Annotated in this window: 13 protein-coding genes; 12 read left to right on the top strand and 1 reads right to left on the bottom strand. The window is 60.3% G+C overall.

All coding sequences use genetic code 11. The features are described 5' to 3' along the window. Window positions 1–321 precede the first annotated feature (321 nt). The 11 genes from sdhC to ACK59L_RS09420 all read left to right on the top strand — a co-directional run bounded on the left by sdhC (window position 322) and on the right by ACK59L_RS09420 (window position 14,358). The gene (gene sdhC, locus ACK59L_RS09470) at window positions 322–708 is read left to right on the top strand and encodes a succinate dehydrogenase, cytochrome b556 subunit (protein WP_088523617.1); all 387 of its coding nucleotides are present in this window, start codon (window positions 322–324) and stop codon (window positions 706–708) included. Then, entirely contained in the window at window positions 702–1,070 is a 369-nt protein-coding gene (gene sdhD, locus ACK59L_RS09465; RefSeq protein ID WP_023533603.1) for a succinate dehydrogenase, hydrophobic membrane anchor protein, read from the top strand. The genes sdhC and sdhD overlap by 7 nt, the downstream gene beginning before the upstream one ends. A 3-nt stretch (window positions 1,071–1,073) precedes the next feature. Next, a complete protein-coding gene (gene sdhA, locus ACK59L_RS09460) occupies window positions 1,074–2,846 on the top strand; it encodes a succinate dehydrogenase flavoprotein subunit (protein WP_058602663.1) in 1,773 nt (590 codons plus the stop codon). Window positions 2,847–2,857: 11 nt separating this feature from the next. Next, window positions 2,858–3,562: a succinate dehydrogenase iron-sulfur subunit gene (locus ACK59L_RS09455; RefSeq protein WP_023533615.1), complete on the top strand. Its 705-nt coding sequence runs from the start codon at window positions 2,858–2,860 to the stop codon at window positions 3,560–3,562. Between the two features lie 239 nt (window positions 3,563–3,801). Continuing rightward, complete coding sequence (locus ACK59L_RS09450) at window positions 3,802–6,633, top strand: 2-oxoglutarate dehydrogenase E1 component (protein WP_058602664.1); 2,832 nt, start codon at window positions 3,802–3,804, stop codon at window positions 6,631–6,633. 42 nt (window positions 6,634–6,675) lie between these two features. Next, window positions 6,676–7,896: a 2-oxoglutarate dehydrogenase complex dihydrolipoyllysine-residue succinyltransferase gene (odhB, locus tag ACK59L_RS09445; RefSeq protein WP_078478823.1), complete on the top strand. Its 1,221-nt coding sequence runs from the start codon at window positions 6,676–6,678 to the stop codon at window positions 7,894–7,896. Between the two features lie 94 nt (window positions 7,897–7,990). Continuing rightward, window positions 7,991–9,427 (top strand): dihydrolipoyl dehydrogenase, encoded by a 1,437-nt coding sequence (gene lpdA / locus ACK59L_RS09440; protein WP_058602666.1) that lies wholly within the window; start codon window positions 7,991–7,993, stop codon window positions 9,425–9,427. A 172-nt stretch (window positions 9,428–9,599) separates the two neighbouring features. After that, complete coding sequence (gene sucC, locus ACK59L_RS09435) at window positions 9,600–10,766, top strand: ADP-forming succinate--CoA ligase subunit beta (RefSeq protein ID WP_023533614.1); 1,167 nt, start codon at window positions 9,600–9,602, stop codon at window positions 10,764–10,766. After that, entirely contained in the window at window positions 10,766–11,650 is an 885-nt protein-coding gene (gene sucD, locus ACK59L_RS09430) for a succinate--CoA ligase subunit alpha (protein WP_004376004.1), read from the top strand. The genes sucC and sucD overlap by 1 nt, the downstream gene beginning before the upstream one ends. A 408-nt stretch (window positions 11,651–12,058) precedes the next feature. Next, window positions 12,059–13,372, top strand: a complete 1,314-nt coding sequence (brnQ, locus tag ACK59L_RS09425; RefSeq protein ID WP_058602667.1) for a branched-chain amino acid transport system II carrier protein — start codon at window positions 12,059–12,061, stop codon at window positions 13,370–13,372. 236 nt (window positions 13,373–13,608) lie between these two features. Beyond that, window positions 13,609–14,358: a DUF599 domain-containing protein gene (locus ACK59L_RS09420; RefSeq protein ID WP_058602668.1), complete on the top strand. Its 750-nt coding sequence runs from the start codon at window positions 13,609–13,611 to the stop codon at window positions 14,356–14,358. 67 nt (window positions 14,359–14,425) lie between these two features. Here the strand turns inward: ACK59L_RS09420 and ACK59L_RS09415 are convergent, their stop codons facing one another. Beyond that, a complete protein-coding gene (locus ACK59L_RS09415; RefSeq protein WP_058602669.1) occupies window positions 14,426–14,701 on the bottom strand; it encodes a hypothetical protein in 276 nt (91 codons plus the stop codon). 433 nt (window positions 14,702–15,134) lie between these two features. Here ACK59L_RS09415 and htpG point away from each other — a divergent pair, with 433 nt between their 5' ends. Beyond that, on the top strand, window positions 15,135–17,039 hold the full coding sequence (gene htpG / locus ACK59L_RS09410) for a molecular chaperone HtpG (RefSeq protein ID WP_409273198.1): 1,905 nt from the start codon (window positions 15,135–15,137) through the stop codon (window positions 17,037–17,039). Window positions 17,040–17,081 lie beyond the last annotated feature (42 nt).

The raw sequence follows: 17,081 nt of genomic DNA, 5'->3' as shown, positions 1-17,081 counted from the left end.
ACAGACCCCCCACGCAGGGCCCGCACCACTATAGAGGGATAAATTCAGATGTCAATTTGCCTAAAGGCTTGTTGAATCAGCTGTTCAAGCCTGATTTTTCCCGAAATTCTCGCCCATTTACGCCTTTTCCTCCTTAAAGGCAATGCGCTATTCGGGCTACCCCCTCACGTTGTCATGAGCAGCCTAACTGTCTATACTCGGCACCCGACCGCCAGGGGCTTGCAAGCCCGACCTGCTGGGGGTCGCCGTTCCCTGGGTGGTGGGTACCTGACCAGTACACTTACCAACAACTTTGCCCTGATTCGCTAGGGGCTCTTCAGTGTGAAAAAAGCCGTGAAAAGCCAACGACCTGTAAACCTAGACCTAAGGACCATCAAGCTTCCTGTCACCGCGTACACGTCCATCCTGCACCGTATCTCCGGCGTCATTCTGTTCATCGGCCTTGCCATCATGCTGTATGCACTGGGCAAGTCGCTGGGTTCGGAGGAAGGCTTCGGTGAAGTGAAGGCGTGTCTGACCAGCCCGCTGGCCAAGTTCGTGACCTGGGGCCTGTTGTCCGCCCTGCTTTATCACCTCGTGGCAGGTGTTCGTCACCTGATCATGGACATGGGTGTCGGCGAGACGCTGGAAGGCGGCAAGCTGGGCTCGAAAATCGTGATCGTCATCTCCGTGGTGCTGATCGTTCTGGTGGGAGTTTGGGTATGGTAACCAACGTCACGAACCTGTCGCGTTCGGGCCTCTATGACTGGATGGCGCAGCGCGTCTCGGCGGTCGTTCTCGCGGCTTACTTCATCTTCCTGATCGGCTACGTGGTCGCCCACCCAGGCATCGACTATGCCCAGTGGCATGCCCTGTTCTCCAACAACGCGATGCGGATCTTCAGTCTGCTGGCCCTCGTTGCCCTGGGCGCTCACGCCTGGGTTGGCATGTGGACCATTGCTACCGACTACCTGACGCCTATGTCGTTCGGCAAGTCGGCAACTGCGATTCGTTTCCTGTTCCAGGCGGTATGCGGCGTTGCGATGTTCGCTTACTTCGTCTGGGGTGTGCAGATTCTCTGGGGTATCTGATCCATGGCTAGCATTCCAACCATTTCCTTCGACGCCATCATCATCGGTGGCGGCGGCGCCGGCATGCGCGCAGCGCTGCAGCTGGCCCAGGGCGGTCACAAGACTGCCGTGGTCACCAAGGTCTTCCCGACCCGTTCGCACACCGTATCCGCCCAGGGCGGCATCACCTGCGCCATTGCTTCGGCCGACCCGAACGACGACTGGCGCTGGCACATGTACGATACCGTCAAGGGCTCAGACTACATCGGTGACCAGGACGCTATCGAATACATGTGCCAGGAAGGCCCGGCTGCGGTCTTCGAGCTGGACCACATGGGCCTGCCGTTCTCGCGTACCGAAACCGGCCGTATCTACCAGCGTCCGTTCGGCGGCCAGTCCAAGGACTTCGGTAAAGGTGGCCAGGCTGCCCGTACCTGTGCCGCTTCCGACCGTACCGGTCACGCGCTGCTGCACACCCTGTACCAGGGCAACCTGAAAGCCGGTACCACCTTTCTCAACGAATACTATGCCGTTGACCTGGTGAAGAACCAGGAAGGCGCCTTCGTCGGCGTGATCGCGATCTGCATCGAAACCGGCGAAACCATGTACATCAAGTCCAAGGCCACCGTTCTGGCCACTGGCGGTGCTGGTCGTATCTACGCCTCCACCACCAACGCCCTGATCAACACCGGTGACGGCATCGGCATGGCCCTGCGCGCCGGTGTTCCGGTGCAGGACATTGAGATGTGGCAGTTCCACCCAACCGGTATCGCCGGCGCCGGCGTGCTGGTCACCGAGGGCTGCCGCGGTGAGGGTGGTTACCTGATCAACGCCCACGGCGAGCGCTTCATGGAGCGCTACGCACCGAACGCCAAAGACCTGGCCGGCCGCGACGTGGTTGCCCGTTCCATGGTCAAGGAAATCATCGCCGGCAACGGCGTGGGCCCGAACAAGGACCACGTACTGCTGAAGCTGGACCACCTGGGCGAGGAAGTGCTGCACAGCCGTCTGCCAGGCATCTGCGAACTGTCCAAGACCTTCGCCCACGTTGACCCTGTCGTTGCGCCAGTGCCGGTCGTTCCGACCTGCCACTACATGATGGGTGGCGTTGCCACCAACATTCATGGCCAGGCCATCACCATGGACGAAGAAGGCAATGATCACATCATTCCTGGCCTGTTCGCCGTAGGTGAAGTGGCGTGCGTATCGGTTCACGGTGCAAACCGCTTGGGCGGCAACTCGCTGCTCGACCTGGTGGTATTCGGCCGTGCTGCCGGCCTGCACCTGGAGAAGGCGCTGAGCGACGGCATCGAGCACCTCGACGCCAGCGACACCGACATCGACGTTGCCCTGAATCGCCTGAACAAGCTCAACGAACGCTCCACCGGCGAAGACGTAGCCAGCCTCAAGCGCGAATTGCAGAGCTGCATGCAGAACTACTTCGGTGTGTTCCGTACCGGCGAGTACATGCTCAAGGGTATCGAGCAACTGGCTGGCCTGCGTGAACGTATTGCCAACGTCAAGATCAACGACAAGTCCCAGGCCTTCAACACCGCGCGTATCGAAGCGCTGGAGCTGCAGAACCTGCTGGAAGTTGCCGAAGCTACCGCCATCGCGGCCGAAGCCCGTAAAGAGTCGCGCGGCGCTCACGCCCGTGAAGACTTCGAAGACCGTGACGACGAGAACTGGCTGTGCCACACCCTGTACTACCCGGGTGTCAAGCGCGTTGCCAAGCGTGGCGTCAACTTTGCGCCGAAGACCGTGCCGGCCTTCGAACCAAAAATCCGGACCTACTAAGGGTGGCTGCTATGTTGAAAGTCGAAGTTTATCGCTACAACCCCGACACCGACGCGGCCCCCAAGATGGAGTCGTTCGACGTCGATACCGGCGGCAAGGACCTGATGGTTCTGGATGTATTGGCGCTGATCAAGGAAAAGGACGAGGGCTTCTCGTACCGTCGCTCCTGCCGTGAAGGCGTGTGCGGTTCCGATGGCATGAACATGAACGGCAAGAACGGCCTGGCCTGCATCACCCCGCTGTCGGGCGTGGTCAAGGGCAACAAGCTGGTACTGCGTCCGTTGCCTGGCCTGCCGGTCATTCGTGACCTGGTCGTGGACATGAGCATCTTCTACAAGCAGTACGAGAAGGTGAAGCCGTTCCTGCAGAACGATACGCCGCCTCCGGCCATCGAACGTCTGCAGTCGCCGGAAGACCGTGACAAGCTGGACGGCTTGTACGAGTGCATCCTGTGCGCGTGCTGCTCCACGTCCTGCCCGTCGTTCTGGTGGAACCCGGACAAGTTCCTGGGCCCCGCCGCGCTGTTGCAGGCCTACCGTTTCCTGGCCGACAGCCGTGACACCAAAACCCAGGAGCGCCTGGCGTCCCTGGATGACCCGTTCAGCGTATTCCGCTGCCGCGGGATCATGAACTGCGTCAACGTTTGCCCTAAAGGTCTCAATCCGACCAAGGCGATCGGCCACGTACGTAACATGCTGCTGCAAAGCGGCACCTGATACACGTTGTACCTGCAGTACGCCGACGTGCGGGTGTAACACCCGCACCGAGGTAAAACCCGAACGGGGCTCACAAAGCCCCTGTTCATTACCTATGAAGATGAGACCAGCAGGGGCTTTCCGGGCTGGTACCCGGAAAATCAGCAGGATCCAGGTGGCGTGGTTCAGTCGCTGTTTTCGGACCGTTCCAGGTTTTCATGGCTCTCGCCGATCAGTCCCCTAATCGAGGGTGACCAAGCATGCAAGAAAGCGTGATGCAGCGCATGTGGGAAAGCGCCCACCTTTCAGGTGGTAACGCTGCATATGTGGAAGAGCTCTACGAACTCTACCTGCACGACCCTAACGCTGTGCCAGAAGAGTGGCGCACCTACTTCCAGAAGTTGCCCGCCGACGGCAGCACCGCTACCGACGTATCGCACTCCACGATCCGCGATCATTTCGTACTGCTGGCAAAGAACCAGCGCCGCGCCCAGCCGGTATCTGCCGGGAGCGTGAGCAGTGAACACGAGAAGAAGCAGGTTGAAGTGCTGCGACTGATCCAGGCCTATCGTATGCGCGGCCATCAGGCTGCCAAGCTCGACCCCTTGGGGTTGTGGCAGCGCCCTGCGCCCGTAGACCTGTCGATCAATCACTACGGCTTGACCAATGCCGATCTTGATACGACCTTCCGTGCCGGCGACCTGTTCATCGGCAAAGAGGAGGCGAGCCTACGCGACATCCTCGATGCGCTCCAGAAGACATATTGTCGCACCATTGGCGCCGAGTTCACCCACATCGTCGATTCCGAGCAGCGCAGCTGGTTCCAGCAGCGCCTGGAAAGCGTGCGTGGCCGTCCTGAATTCTCCGCCGACGTGCAGTCCCACCTGCTCGAGCGCGTCACCGCAGGCGAAGGCCTGGAGAAATACCTGGGTACCAAGTACCCGGGCACCAAGCGTTTCGGCCTGGAAGGTGGCGAAAGCCTGATCCCGATGCTGGACGAAATGATCCAGCGCTCCGGCTCCTACGGCACCAAAGAAGTCGTCATCGGCATGGCCCACCGTGGTCGCCTGAACGTGCTGGTCAATACCTTCGGCAAGAACCCGCGCGAGCTGTTCGACGAGTTCGAAGGCAAGAAGATGAACGAGCTGGGCTCCGGTGACGTGAAGTATCACCAGGGCTTCTCTTCGAACGTGATGACCCCGGGCGGCGAAGTCCACCTGGCCATGGCGTTCAACCCGTCCCACCTTGAAATCGTGTCGCCTGTGGTCGAAGGCTCGGTGCGCGCCCGTCAGGACCGCCGCAACGACAGCGTTGGCGACAAGGTGCTGCCTATATCCATCCACGGCGACGCGGCCTTCGCAGGCCAGGGCGTGGTGATGGAAACCTTCCAGATGTCGCAGACCCGCGGTTTCAAGACCGGCGGTACCGTGCACATCGTGATCAACAACCAGGTTGGCTTCACCATCAGCAACCCGCTCGATGCGCGCTCGACCGAGTACGCCACCGACGTGGCCAAGATGATTCAGGCGCCGATCCTGCACGTCAATGGCGACGATCCGGAAGCGGTGTTGTTCGTCACCCAGCTGGCCGTCGACTACCGCATGCAGTTCAAGCGTGACGTGGTCATCGACCTGGTTTGCTACCGTCGCCGCGGTCACAACGAGGCCGACGAGCCCAACGGCACCCAGCCGCTGATGTACCAGCAGATCACCAAGCAGCGCACCACCCGCGAGCTGTACGCAGAAGCCCTCATCCAGGCAGGCCGCATCGACGCCGAGCGCGCCCAGTCCAAGATCGACGACTACCGCAGTGCGCTGGACAACGGCCTGCATGTGGTCAAGAGCCTGGTCAAGGAGCCGAACCGCGAGTTGTTCGTGGACTGGCGCCCCTACCTGGGTCACGCCTGGACGGCTCGCCACGACACCCGCTTCGACCTCAAGACTCTGCAGGAGCTGTCGGCAAAACTGCTGGAGCTGCCCGAAGGTTTCGTGGTCCAGCGTCAGGTCGCCAAGATCTACGAAGATCGTCAGAAGATGCAAGCCGGTGGCCTGCCGATCAACTGGGGCTACGCCGAAACCATGGCCTACGCCACGCTGCAGTTCGAAGGGCACCCGATCCGCATGACCGGCCAGGACATCGGGCGCGGCACCTTCTCCCACCGTCACGCGGTGCTGCACAACCAGAAGGACGCCAGCACCTACGTACCGCTGAAGAACCTGTACCCGGGCCAGCCACGCTTCGAACTGTACGACTCCTTCCTGTCCGAGGAAGCGGTGCTGGCATTCGAGTACGGCTACTCCACCACCACGCCGAACGCGTTGGTGATCTGGGAAGCTCAGTTCGGCGACTTCGCCAACGGTGCGCAAGTGGTGATCGACCAGTTCATCACCAGTGGCGAGCACAAGTGGGGCCGTCTGTGCGGCTTGACCATGCTGCTGCCGCACGGTTATGAAGGCCAGGGCCCAGAGCACTCCTCGGCGCGCCTTGAGCGATACCTGCAGCTGTGTGCAGAGCAGAACATCCAGGTCTGTGTGCCGACCACGCCGGCGCAGATCTACCACCTGCTGCGTCGTCAGGTCATTCGCCCACTGCGCAAGCCGCTGATCGTGCTCACGCCCAAGTCGCTGCTGCGTCACAAGCTCGCCGTCTCGACGCTGGAAGACCTGGCGGAAGGTTCGTTCCAGACCGTCATTCCGGAAATCGACACCCTCGATCCGGCCAAGGTCGAGCGCCTGGTGCTGTGCGGTGGCAAGGTCTATTACGACCTGCTGGAAAAACGTCGTGCCGAAGGCCGCGAAGACATTGCGATCGTGCGTATCGAGCAGTTGTATCCGTTCCCGGAAGACGACCTGGTCGAAATCCTGGCGCCGTACACCAACCTCAAGCACGCGGTCTGGTGTCAGGAAGAGCCGATGAACCAGGGCGCCTGGTACAGCAGCCAGCACCACATGCGTCGTATCCTGGGCCGCCACAACAAGGCGCTGAACCTGGAATACGCCGGTCGCGAGGCTTCTGCCGCGCCAGCCTGTGGTTACGCTTCCAAGCACGCCGAACAGCAGGAACGACTGCTGCAAGACGCGTTCACCGTTTAACGCCTTCGCGCATCTGAAACCGAATTTAAGGAAACACTGATAATGGCTATCGAGATCAAAGCCCCAACCTTCCCGGAATCGGTTGCCGACGGCACCGTTGCCACCTGGCACAAGCAGCCAGGCGACGCCGTCAAGCGGGACGAGCTGATCGTCGACATCGAGACCGACAAGGTCGTGCTGGAAGTGCTGGCCACTGCCGACGGCGTGTTGGGTGACATCGTCAAGGGCGAGGGCGATACCGTCCTGTCCGACGAAGTGCTGGGTTCGATCGTGGAGGGCGGCGCTGCTGCCGCTGCACCTGCTGCTGCGCCTGCCCAGGCCGCCGCACCGGCCGCCGCCGCTGCCGACGCCGGTGAAGACGACCCGGTCGCTGCCCCTGCTGCCCGCAAGCTGGCAGAAGAAAATGGCATCGACCTGGCCAGCGTGTCGGGTACCGGTAAAGGCGGTCGCGTGACCAAGGAAGATGTGGTCGCTGCCGTTGCCAATAAAAAGTCGGCGCCTGCCCCGGCGGCCAAGCCTGCTGCTGCAGCACCGGCACCGGTCGTGACCGCCGCTGGCGATCGTACCGAGAAGCGTGTGCCGATGACCCGTCTGCGCGCCAAGATCGCCGAGCGCCTGGTCGAAGCCCAGTCCAACATGGCCATGCTGACCACCTTCAACGAAGTCGACATGACCGAAGTCATGGCCCTGCGTTCGAAGTACAAGGACCTGTTCGAGAAGACCCACAACGGCGTGCGCCTGGGCTTCATGTCGTTCTTCGTCAAGGCTGCGACCGAAGCGCTCAAGCGCTTCCCGGCAGTCAACGCCTCGATCGACGGCAACGACATCGTCTACCATGGTTACGCGGACGTCGGTGTAGCGGTCTCCAGCGACCGTGGCCTGGTGGTCCCGGTACTGCGCAACGCCGAGTCCATGAGCCTGGCCGAAATCGAGAACGGCATCGCCACCTTCGGCAAGAAAGCCCGTGACGGCAAGCTGGCCATCGAAGAAATGACCGGCGGCACCTTCACCATCACCAACGGTGGTACCTTCGGTTCGATGATGTCGACGCCGATCGTCAACCCACCACAAGCCGCGATCCTGGGCATGCACAACATCATCCAGCGCCCGATGGCCATCAATGGCCAAGTGGTGATTCGCCCGATGATGTACCTGGCGCTGTCCTACGATCACCGCCTGATCGACGGCAAGGAAGCGGTGACCTTCCTGGTGACCATCAAGAACCTGCTGGAAGATCCGTCCCGCCTGCTGCTGGACATCTAATCGCGCAGCTGTAAGCTGCGAGCGGCAGGCTTCAGATCGAAGCCTGTCTGTCTTGCGGCTTGCAGCGGCCGCTTGAGCTAACAAGGAATCTTTTATGACCCAGAAATTCGACGTGGTAGTGATTGGTGCCGGTCCTGGCGGCTATGTAGCTGCTATCAAGGCCGCCCAACTTGGTCTGAAGACTGCCTGCATCGAGAAGTACACCGACGCCGAGGGCAAGCTGGCCCTGGGCGGCACTTGCCTCAACGTAGGCTGCATTCCTTCCAAGGCGCTGCTGGACAGCTCCTGGAAATACAAGGAAGCCAAAGAGAGCTTCAACGTCCACGGTATCTCCACTGGCGAAGTGAAGATGGACGTACCAGCGATGGTTGGCCGCAAGGCAGGCATCGTCAAGAACCTGACCGGCGGTGTCGCCACCCTGTTCAAGGCCAACGGCGTGACCTCCATCCAGGGCCACGGCAAGCTGCTGGCGGGCAAGAAGGTCGAAGTGACCAAGGCCGACGGCACCAGCGAAGTCATCGAAGCGGATAACGTCATCCTGGCTTCCGGCTCGCGCCCGATCGACATTCCGCCGGCTCCGGTCGACCAGAACGTGATCGTCGACTCCACCGGCGCCCTGGAATTCCAAGCCGTGCCCAAGCGCCTTGGCGTGATCGGCGCTGGTGTGATCGGCCTGGAACTGGGTTCGGTATGGGCGCGTCTGGGCGCAGAAGTGACCGTACTCGAAGCCCTGGACACCTTCCTGATGGCTGCCGACACCGCCGTCTCCAAGGAAGCCCAGAAGGTTCTGACCAAGCAAGGCCTGGACATCAAGCTGGGTGCGCGCGTCACCGGTTCCAAGGTTAACGGCGACGAAGTCGAAGTGACCTACACCAACGCCGAAGGCGAGCAGAAGATCACCTTCGACAAGCTGATCGTTGCGGTGGGCCGCCGTCCAGTGACCACCGACCTGCTGGCTGCCGACAGCGGTGTGAACATTGACGAGCGTGGCTACATCTACGTCGATGACCAGTGCGCGACCAGCGTGCCGGGCGTCTACGCCATCGGTGACGTGGTGCGTGGCCTGATGCTGGCGCACAAGGCCTCGGAAGAGGGCATCATGGTCGTCGAGCGCATCAAGGGTCACAAGGCCCAGATGAATTACGACCTGATCCCATCGGTCATCTACACCCACCCGGAAATCGCGTGGGTCGGCAAGACCGAACAGTCCTTGAAGGCCGAGGGTGTTGAGGTTAACGTGGGCACCTTCCCGTTCGCGGCCAGCGGCCGTGCGATGGCGGCCAACGACACCGGTGGTTTCGTCAAGGTCATCGCCGATGCCAAGACCGACCGCGTACTGGGTGTGCACGTGATTGGCCCATCGGCTGCCGAACTGGTACAGCAGGGCGCAATCGCAATGGAATTCGGCACCAGTGCCGAGGATCTGGGCATGATGGTCTTCAGCCATCCAACCCTGTCCGAAGCGTTGCATGAAGCAGCGCTGGCGGTGAATGGTGGTGCCATTCACGTCGCCAACCGTAAGAAGCGTTAATCATAAGAAACCACGGCGGGCTGCCCGTCGTGAGTCTTGCGTGCATGACTCACCGCGGAAAGTCCGCCGGACCGGATCACATGGGATAACCCGGGGTCAACGGTCACAGGTGGTGCGGCGCCAGTGATGGCGCAGCGCCGAAGCGCAGTACCTAACGAAGACGGTAAAAAGCATGAATCTTCACGAGTATCAGGGTAAGCAGCTGTTCGCTGAGTACGGCCTGCCAGTTTCCAAGGGTTTCGCGGTCGACACCCCTGAAGAAGCGGCAGAAGCCTGCGACAAGATCGGCGGGAACGAGTGGGTCGTCAAAGCCCAGGTTCACGCTGGCGGTCGCGGCAAAGCGGGCGGCGTCAAGCTGGTTCGCAGCAAGGAAGACGCCAAGGCGTTCGCTGCACAGTGGTTGGGCAAGAATCTGGTCACCTACCAGACCGATGCCAACGGTCAACCCGTCTCCAAGATTCTGGTCGAATCCTGCACCGACATCGCCAAAGAGCTGTACCTGGGCGCTGTGGTCGATCGTTCGAGCCGCCGCATCGTGTTCATGGCCTCCACCGAAGGTGGCGTGGACATCGAGAAAGTCGCTCACGACACACCTGAAAAAATCCTCAAGGCCACTATCGATCCACTGGTCGGCGCTCAGCCGTTCCAAGGTCGCGAGCTGGCGTTCCAGCTGGGTCTGGAAGGCAAGCAAGTGCAACAGTTCGCCAAGATCTTCGTGGGCCTGGCCAAGCTGTTCAAGGATCACGATCTGGCCCTGCTGGAAGTGAACCCGCTGGTGATCAAGGCCGACGGCGACCTGCACTGCCTCGATGCCAAGATCAACATCGATGCCAACGCCATGTACCGTCAGCCGAAGCTGAAAACCTTCCACGACCCGTCCCAGGACGATGCCCGTGAAGCCCACGCTGCCAAGTTCGAACTGAACTACGTTGCCCTGGAAGGCAACATCGGCTGCATGGTCAACGGTGCTGGCCTGGCCATGGGTACCATGGACATCGTCAACCTGCATGGCGGCAAGCCAGCCAACTTCCTCGACGTGGGCGGCGGTGCTACCAAGGAACGCGTTACCGAAGCGTTCAAGATCATTCTGTCCGACAGCAATGTCGCGGCCGTTCTGGTCAACATCTTCGGCGGCATCGTTCGCTGCGACATGATTGCCGAAGGCATCATCGGTGCTGTGAAGGAAGTCGGCGTGAAGGTGCCGGTCGTCGTTCGCCTTGAAGGCAACAACGCCGAACTGGGCGCTAAAGTACTGGCAGAAAGCGGTTTGAACATCATTGCTGCAACCAGCCTGACCGACGCTGCTCAACAAGTTGTCAAAGCTGCGGAGGGCAAGTAATGAGCGTCCTGATCAATAAAGACACCAAAGTCATCTGCCAGGGCTTCACCGGCTCGCAGGGTACTTTCCACTCCGAACAAGCCATCGCCTACGGCACCAAGATGGTCGGCGGCGTCACTCCAGGCAAGGGTGGCACCACCCACCTGGGCCTGCCGGTGTTCAATACCGTCAAGGAAGCCGTTGAGGCGACCGGCGCCGATGCTTCGGTCATCTACGTACCAGCGCCGTTCTGCAAGGACTCGATCCTGGAAGCAGCGTTTGGCGGCATCAAGCTGATCGTGTGCATTACCGAAGGCATTCCGACCCTTGACATGCTGGACGCCAAGGTCAAGTGCGACGAGCTGGGCGTGACCCTGATCGGCCCTAACTGCCCAGGCGTTATCACGCCGGGCGAGTGCAAGATCGGCATCATGCCGGGTCACATTCACTTGCCAGGCAAGGTCGGTATCGTGTCGCGCTCCGGCACCCTGACCTACGAAGCTGTCAAGCAGACCACCGACGCCGGCTTTGGCCAGTCGACCTGTGTCGGCATCGGCGGTGACCCGATCCCGGGCTCCAACTTCATCGACATCCTGAAGCTGTTCCAGGAAGACCCAAAGACTGAAGCGATCGTCATGATCGGTGAGATCGGCGGTTCGGCTGAAGAAGAAGCCGCAGCCTACATCAAGGCCAACGTCACCAAGCCTGTCGTTTCCTACATTGCCGGTGTTACCGCACCTGCGGGCAAGCGCATGGGCCACGCTGGCGCCATCATTTCGGGCGGCAAGGGCACTGCAGACGAGAAGTTCGCAGCCCTGCAGGACGCAGGTGTCAAAACCGTACGTTCGCTGGCTGACATCGGCAAGGCCTTGGCCGAGCTGACCGGTTGGGAAGTGAAGAAGTAATATTGCTGCACCCCCCACGCGCACAGAGGCCACCTTCGGGTGGCCTTTGTCGTATAGAGACGCCGATTAATCTCGTGAAGATGTGCTCGTCAGGTTAGGGGACCAAAGGGATTAGGTTTCTTCGATAGCTGTGATAGGAATTTTCGTACATACACCCTGTTCAACCAGCGGATAATACCGATCGTTCCGTTCACGCAGACGACAATGACGTACGCACATCGGACAACACGCACTGTGCCAGTGCGTTTGAAGGGTAAACCGGTTAATCTACGCGACTATTTTGTGCCCGTGCCCCAAAAGGGAACGACACGCTAAACGGGTCTGGCCTACCAAGCCGGGCAGCATTTCCCTCACCCATGGGGAAATCCCCTCACGAATCCCGATTTCAGCAGTGTGGTACTACCTCAAATGAAAGTTCTCAAAGGCCAGGATATCCTGGCGCTTGGCTTTATGACGTTCGCGCTTTTCGTAGGCGCTGGCAATATCATCTTTCCGCCCATCGTCGGCCTGCAATCCGGCCCGCACGTGTGGATGGCTGCGCTGGGCTTTTTGGTCACGGCGGTGGGGCTGCCTGTGATCACCGTGGTCGCCCTGGCCAAGGTCGGCGGCGGCATGGATGCGCTGAGCAGCCCGATCGGCAAGTTCTTTGGTGGCCTGCTGGCCGCCGTTTGCTACCTGTCGGTCGGCCCCTTGTTCGCAACACCGCGTACCGCCACGGTATCGTTCGAAGTGGGTGTAGCGCCGTTGACGGGTGAAAGCCCGCTGGCGCTGTTCATCTACAGCCTGGTCTACTTCATCGTGGTGTTGGCGGTGTCGATGTACCCTGGCAAGCTGCTGGACACCGTGGGTCGGTTCCTGGCACCGCTCAAGATCATCGCGCTGGCCGTGCTTGGCATCGCGGCCTTCGCCTTGCCAGCGGGCACCATTGGCGAGGCGCAGCCTGCCTATGCTGCTGCCGCGTTCTCCAAGGGCTTCTCCGATGGCTACCTGACCATGGATACGCTCGGGGCGCTGGTATTTGGCATCGTCATCGTCAACGCCATCCGCTCGCGCGGCGTGGAGTCGCCCAAGTTGATCACTCGCTATGCCATCATTGCCGGATTGATTGCCGGTGTTGGCCTGGCGCTGGTGTATATCAGCCTGTTCCGCCTGGGCGCCGGTAGCCACGAAATCGCGGCAGGGGCCAGCAACGGGGCGGCTGTGCTGCACGCCTATGTGCAACATACCTTCGGCTCGTTGGGCAGCGGCTTCCTGGCCGTGTTGATCGCACTGGCGTGCCTGGTGACTGCCGTGGGCTTGACCTGCGCCTGTGCCGAGTACTTCAGCCAGATCCTGCCGTTGTCCTACCGCGCGCTGGTCGTGATCCTGGCAGGCTTCTCGCTGCTGGTGTCCAACCTCGGGCTGACCAAGCTGATCATGTTCTCGATCCCTGTGCTCACCGCCATCTACCCGCCGTGCATCGTCGTGGTGGGGCTGAGCTTCGTGAACGAGCTGTGGAACTCGCCAACGCGCATCCTCGGCCCGGTGATGCTGGTCTCGTTGCTGTTCGGCATGGTAGATGCCGTCAAAGGTAGCGACATTGCCCACGTACTCCCGGACTTCATGGCTCACTTGCCCTTGAGCGATCAGGGCCTGGCTTGGCTGGTGCCGTCGGTGGTGACCTTGGTGGGTGCAGTGGTATGCGATCGCATGCTCGGCAAGCCCCGCCAGGCCATGGCATGAGTTGCTAAGCCCAGGGTGCGGCATCGGCCACAAGCCATGAGATGCTGGACCCACCGCTTGGCACTGCAAGCCCCGCATTCGCAAGGATGCGGGGCTTTTGTTCGTATGCACCTTGGCAAACGGCGCAAGCGAGCCGCCTTGGAAATTATTCGCCGGAGTTCGCGTGCCTTTTGCGGCTTGCCAGCGTCGAAAGACGGTCTTTATGCTTTCGGCACATGGCACCTACGGATCTCTGCATGAACTTCATCCTGAGCAACCTCAATAACCTCATAGCGGCATGCTGGTTCGTGCTGTGCTGGGGCGGCTATACGCGCTATGCCATCTGGAAGGGGCGAGACACCGCATGCCTGGCCAGCGTGTTGCATTTGTACCGTGAAGACTGGATGCGCAGGATGCTGCTGCGTGACAACCGCATTGCCGATGCCAGCGTCATCGGCAACCTGGAACGCAACGCCTCCTTTTTCGCCTCCAGCACCCTGATCATCCTGGCGGGTATCTTGACTGTGCTGGGGGCTTCCGACCGCGCGCTGTCGTTGCTGGCGGATCTGCCGCTGGTGCAGCAGGCATCCCAGGGCATGTCGGAGATCAAGTTGCTGTGCCTGGCCACGGTGTTCGTGTATGCCTTCTTCACGTTCAGCTGGTGCATGCGTCAATACAACTTCGCTGCCGTACTGGTGGGCTCGGCGCCCATGATCGGCGAGCGTCAGGTAAGCGAACTAGAGCGCAAGGCCTTTGCCTTGAGGGCGGCCAGGGTGCTGTCATTGGCGGCCAACCAATTCAACTTCGGGCTGCGCGCTTATTACTTCGGCATGGCCATGTTGAGCTGGTTTATCAACCCCTGGTTGTTCATGGCGGTAAGTGTAGGGGTTGTGCTGATCCTTTATCGCCGCGAGTTCCATTCAGACGTGCTTGACGTCATGGTGTTCACCCCCACCGAAAGTTCGACAGGCGAGTTGCACGCCCCACAGTCCACGTTGCCCAACTGAAACGATTAGTCCACGAATGACAGGCACAAAAAAACCCGACAATGTCGGGTTTTTTTGTTCGGTTCGATTACTGCTTGGCAGGATCGGCCGGAGTAGTGGTGGTCGCTGGCGTGGCTGGGGCAGCCTCTTCGGCAGCCTTGCGATTGGCTTCGGCCTGGTCTTGGGCAGCTTCGGCGTTTTCCTTGGCGGCTTCGTTCATCTTGTCCTGTGCGTCACCCATCTTCTCCTGGGCTTCTTCACGGTGTTCTTGTGCGTCCTGGGCTTTGTCTTCGCTCGCTTTATCGCAAGCAGCCAGGCCCATGGCAGCAGCCAGCATCAGAGCAAAAGCAAATGGTTTACGCATGAGGGTGTCTCTCCTTGGTGGAATAAGTTGACTTGATGCTTCGAGTCGGGCCCTGCTGGATTAGTTCCACCGTCATTACGCAGATATTAAATATCTTGAAACTGAACTTCCGGCCATGGCGAGTGTTTCGCACTAAGGCGGGTTAACGGCCGCGGGCAACTGCAACTACGCCGGTATGGCAGTGCACGGCAGGTACGCACATGCACGTCACTTCGTTGCGTCAGTATCGGCACCCGTCTGAACCTGGAAACGATCTACCGCCTGCGGCCAGCAGGGCGGCTAAGCAGCTCGCCACGACCCGCTCGGATTTGAAGATCGAATCGGGCAAGCCCTTGAAATCAATTCGGCAGCCCCCATCTGCATGACATCCGCCGCCAACGCAGCCATCCATGCCGCTTGGCGACCACTGTCATCTGATCGGAGTTTGAAGAACATGAGCGTGGAGACTCAAAAAGAAACGCTGGGCTTCCAGACCGAGGTAAAGCAACTGCTGCACCTCATGATCCATTCCTTGTACTCGAACAAGGAGATCTTCCTGCGCGAACTGATCTCCAACGCCTCCGACGCCTCCGATAAGCTGCGTTTCGAGGCGCTGGCAAAGCCCGAACTGCTCGAAGGCGATGCGGACCTGAAGATTCGCCTGAGTTTCGACAAGGAGGCCGGTACGGTCACCCTCGAGGACAACGGCATCGGCATGAGCCGCGACGACGTCATCGCTCACCTGGGTACCATTGCCAAATCCGGCACTGCCGACTTCATGAAGAACCTCACCGGCGATCAGAAGAAAGACTCGCACCTGATCGGTCAGTTTGGCGTGGGCTTCTACTCGGCATTCATCGTGGCTGACCAGGTCGATGTCTACAGCCGTCGCGCGGGCCAGCCCGCCAGCGAAGGCGTGCACTGGTCGTCCAAGGGCGAGGGCGAGTTTGAAGTCGCGACCATCGACAAGCCTGAGCGCGGTACCCGCATTGTTCTGCACCTGAAAAAGGACGAGCTGGAATTCGCCGATGGCTGGCGCCTGCGCAACGTGGTCAAGAAGTACTCCGATCACATTGCCCTGCCAATTCAGTTGCCCAAGGAACAGACAGCAGCCGAAGGCGAAGAGCAGCCAGCCCAAGAGTGGGAAACCGTCAACCGTGCAAGCGCCCTGTGGACCCGTCCGCGTACCGAGATCAAGGACGAGGAATATCAGGAGTTCTACAAGCACATCGGCCATGACTTCGAAAACCCGTTGGCCTGGAGCCATAACAAGGTCGAAGGCAAGCTTGAATACAACTCGCTGCTGTACGTGCCTGCCCGCGCCCCGTTCGACCTGTACCAGCGTGAAGCGCCGCGTGGCTTGAAGCTGTACGTTCAGCGCGTGTTCATCATGGATCAGGCCGAGTCGTTCCTGCCGCTTTACCTGCGCTTTATCAAGGGTGTCGTGGACTCCAACGACTTGTCGCTGAACGTGTCGCGGGAAATCCTGCAGAAAGACCCGATCATCGATTCGATGAAGACCGCGTTGACCAAGCGCGTGCTGGACATGCTCGAAAAACTGTCCAAGAACGAGCCAGAGCAGTACAAGAGCTTCTGGAAGAACTTCGGTCAGGTGTTGAAAGAGGGCCCCGCCGAAGACTTTGCCAACAAGGAAAAGATCGCTGGCCTGTTGCGCTTTGCGTCTACCCACGACGAAATCGGCGAGCAGAGCGTGTCGCTGGCCGACTACCTGGCCCGCGCCAAGGAAGGGCAGGACAAGATCTACTACCTCACCGGCGAGTCCTACGCGCAGGTCAAGAACAGCCCGCACCTCGAAGTCTTCCGCAAGAAAGGCATCGAAGTGTTGCTGCTGACCGATCGCATCGACGAGTGGCTGATGAGCTACCTGAACGAATTCGACGGCAAGGCGTTCGTGGATGTGGCCCGTGGCGATCTGGACCTGGGCAAACTGGATACCGAAGAAGACAAAAAGGCCCAGGAAGAAGTCGCCAAGGATAAGGAAGGCCTGGTAGAGCGCCTGAAAAGCGCATTGGGCGAAAACGTCGCCGAGGTCCGCGTCTCCCATCGCCTGACAGATTCGCCAGCCATTCTGGCCATCGGCGAGCAGGACCTGGGGCTGCAGATGCGCCAGATTCTGGAAGCCAGCGGCCAGAAAGTGCCCGATTCCAAGCCCATCTTCGAGTTCAACCCGACTCACCCGCTGATCGAGAAGCTCGATCACGAACAGAGCGAGGACCGCTTCGCCGAGCTGTCGCACATTCTGTTCGACCAGGCCGCGCTGGCAGCCGGTGACAGTCTGAAAGACCCCGCAGCCTACGTGCGGCGCCTGAACAAGCTGTTGGTCGAGTTGTCTGCTTGAATTGACGTATGGCTAAAGCCCGCTTCGGCGGGCTTTTTTCAT

This window comes from Pseudomonas sp. KCJK9111 (assembly GCF_046231935.1).
Taxonomy (GTDB): domain Bacteria; phylum Pseudomonadota; class Gammaproteobacteria; order Pseudomonadales; family Pseudomonadaceae; genus Aquipseudomonas; species Aquipseudomonas parafulva_B.
This window is presented reverse-complemented; position numbering and strand designations above follow the sequence as displayed.

Excerpts from the sequence above, each read along its gene's own strand:
- sdhD (WP_023533603.1), top strand. The coding sequence starts at position 702 with ATGGTAACCAACGTCACGAACCTGTCGCGTTCGGGCCTCTATGACTGG.
- sdhA (WP_058602663.1), top strand. The coding sequence starts at position 1,074 with ATGGCTAGCATTCCAACCATTTCCTTCGACGCCATCATCATCGGTGGC.
- ACK59L_RS09455 (WP_023533615.1), top strand. The coding sequence starts at position 2,858 with ATGTTGAAAGTCGAAGTTTATCGCTACAACCCCGACACCGACGCGGCC.
- ACK59L_RS09450 (WP_058602664.1), top strand. The coding sequence starts at position 3,802 with ATGCAAGAAAGCGTGATGCAGCGCATGTGGGAAAGCGCCCACCTTTCA.
- odhB (WP_078478823.1), top strand. The coding sequence starts at position 6,676 with ATGGCTATCGAGATCAAAGCCCCAACCTTCCCGGAATCGGTTGCCGAC.
- lpdA (WP_058602666.1), top strand. The coding sequence starts at position 7,991 with ATGACCCAGAAATTCGACGTGGTAGTGATTGGTGCCGGTCCTGGCGGC.
- sucC (WP_023533614.1), top strand. The coding sequence starts at position 9,600 with ATGAATCTTCACGAGTATCAGGGTAAGCAGCTGTTCGCTGAGTACGGC.
- sucD (WP_004376004.1), top strand. The coding sequence starts at position 10,766 with ATGAGCGTCCTGATCAATAAAGACACCAAAGTCATCTGCCAGGGCTTC.
- brnQ (WP_058602667.1), top strand. The coding sequence starts at position 12,059 with ATGAAAGTTCTCAAAGGCCAGGATATCCTGGCGCTTGGCTTTATGACG.
- ACK59L_RS09420 (WP_058602668.1), top strand. The coding sequence starts at position 13,609 with ATGAACTTCATCCTGAGCAACCTCAATAACCTCATAGCGGCATGCTGG.
- ACK59L_RS09415 (WP_058602669.1), bottom strand. The coding sequence starts at position 14,701 with ATGCGTAAACCATTTGCTTTTGCTCTGATGCTGGCTGCTGCCATGGGC.
- htpG (WP_409273198.1), top strand. The coding sequence starts at position 15,135 with ATGAGCGTGGAGACTCAAAAAGAAACGCTGGGCTTCCAGACCGAGGTA.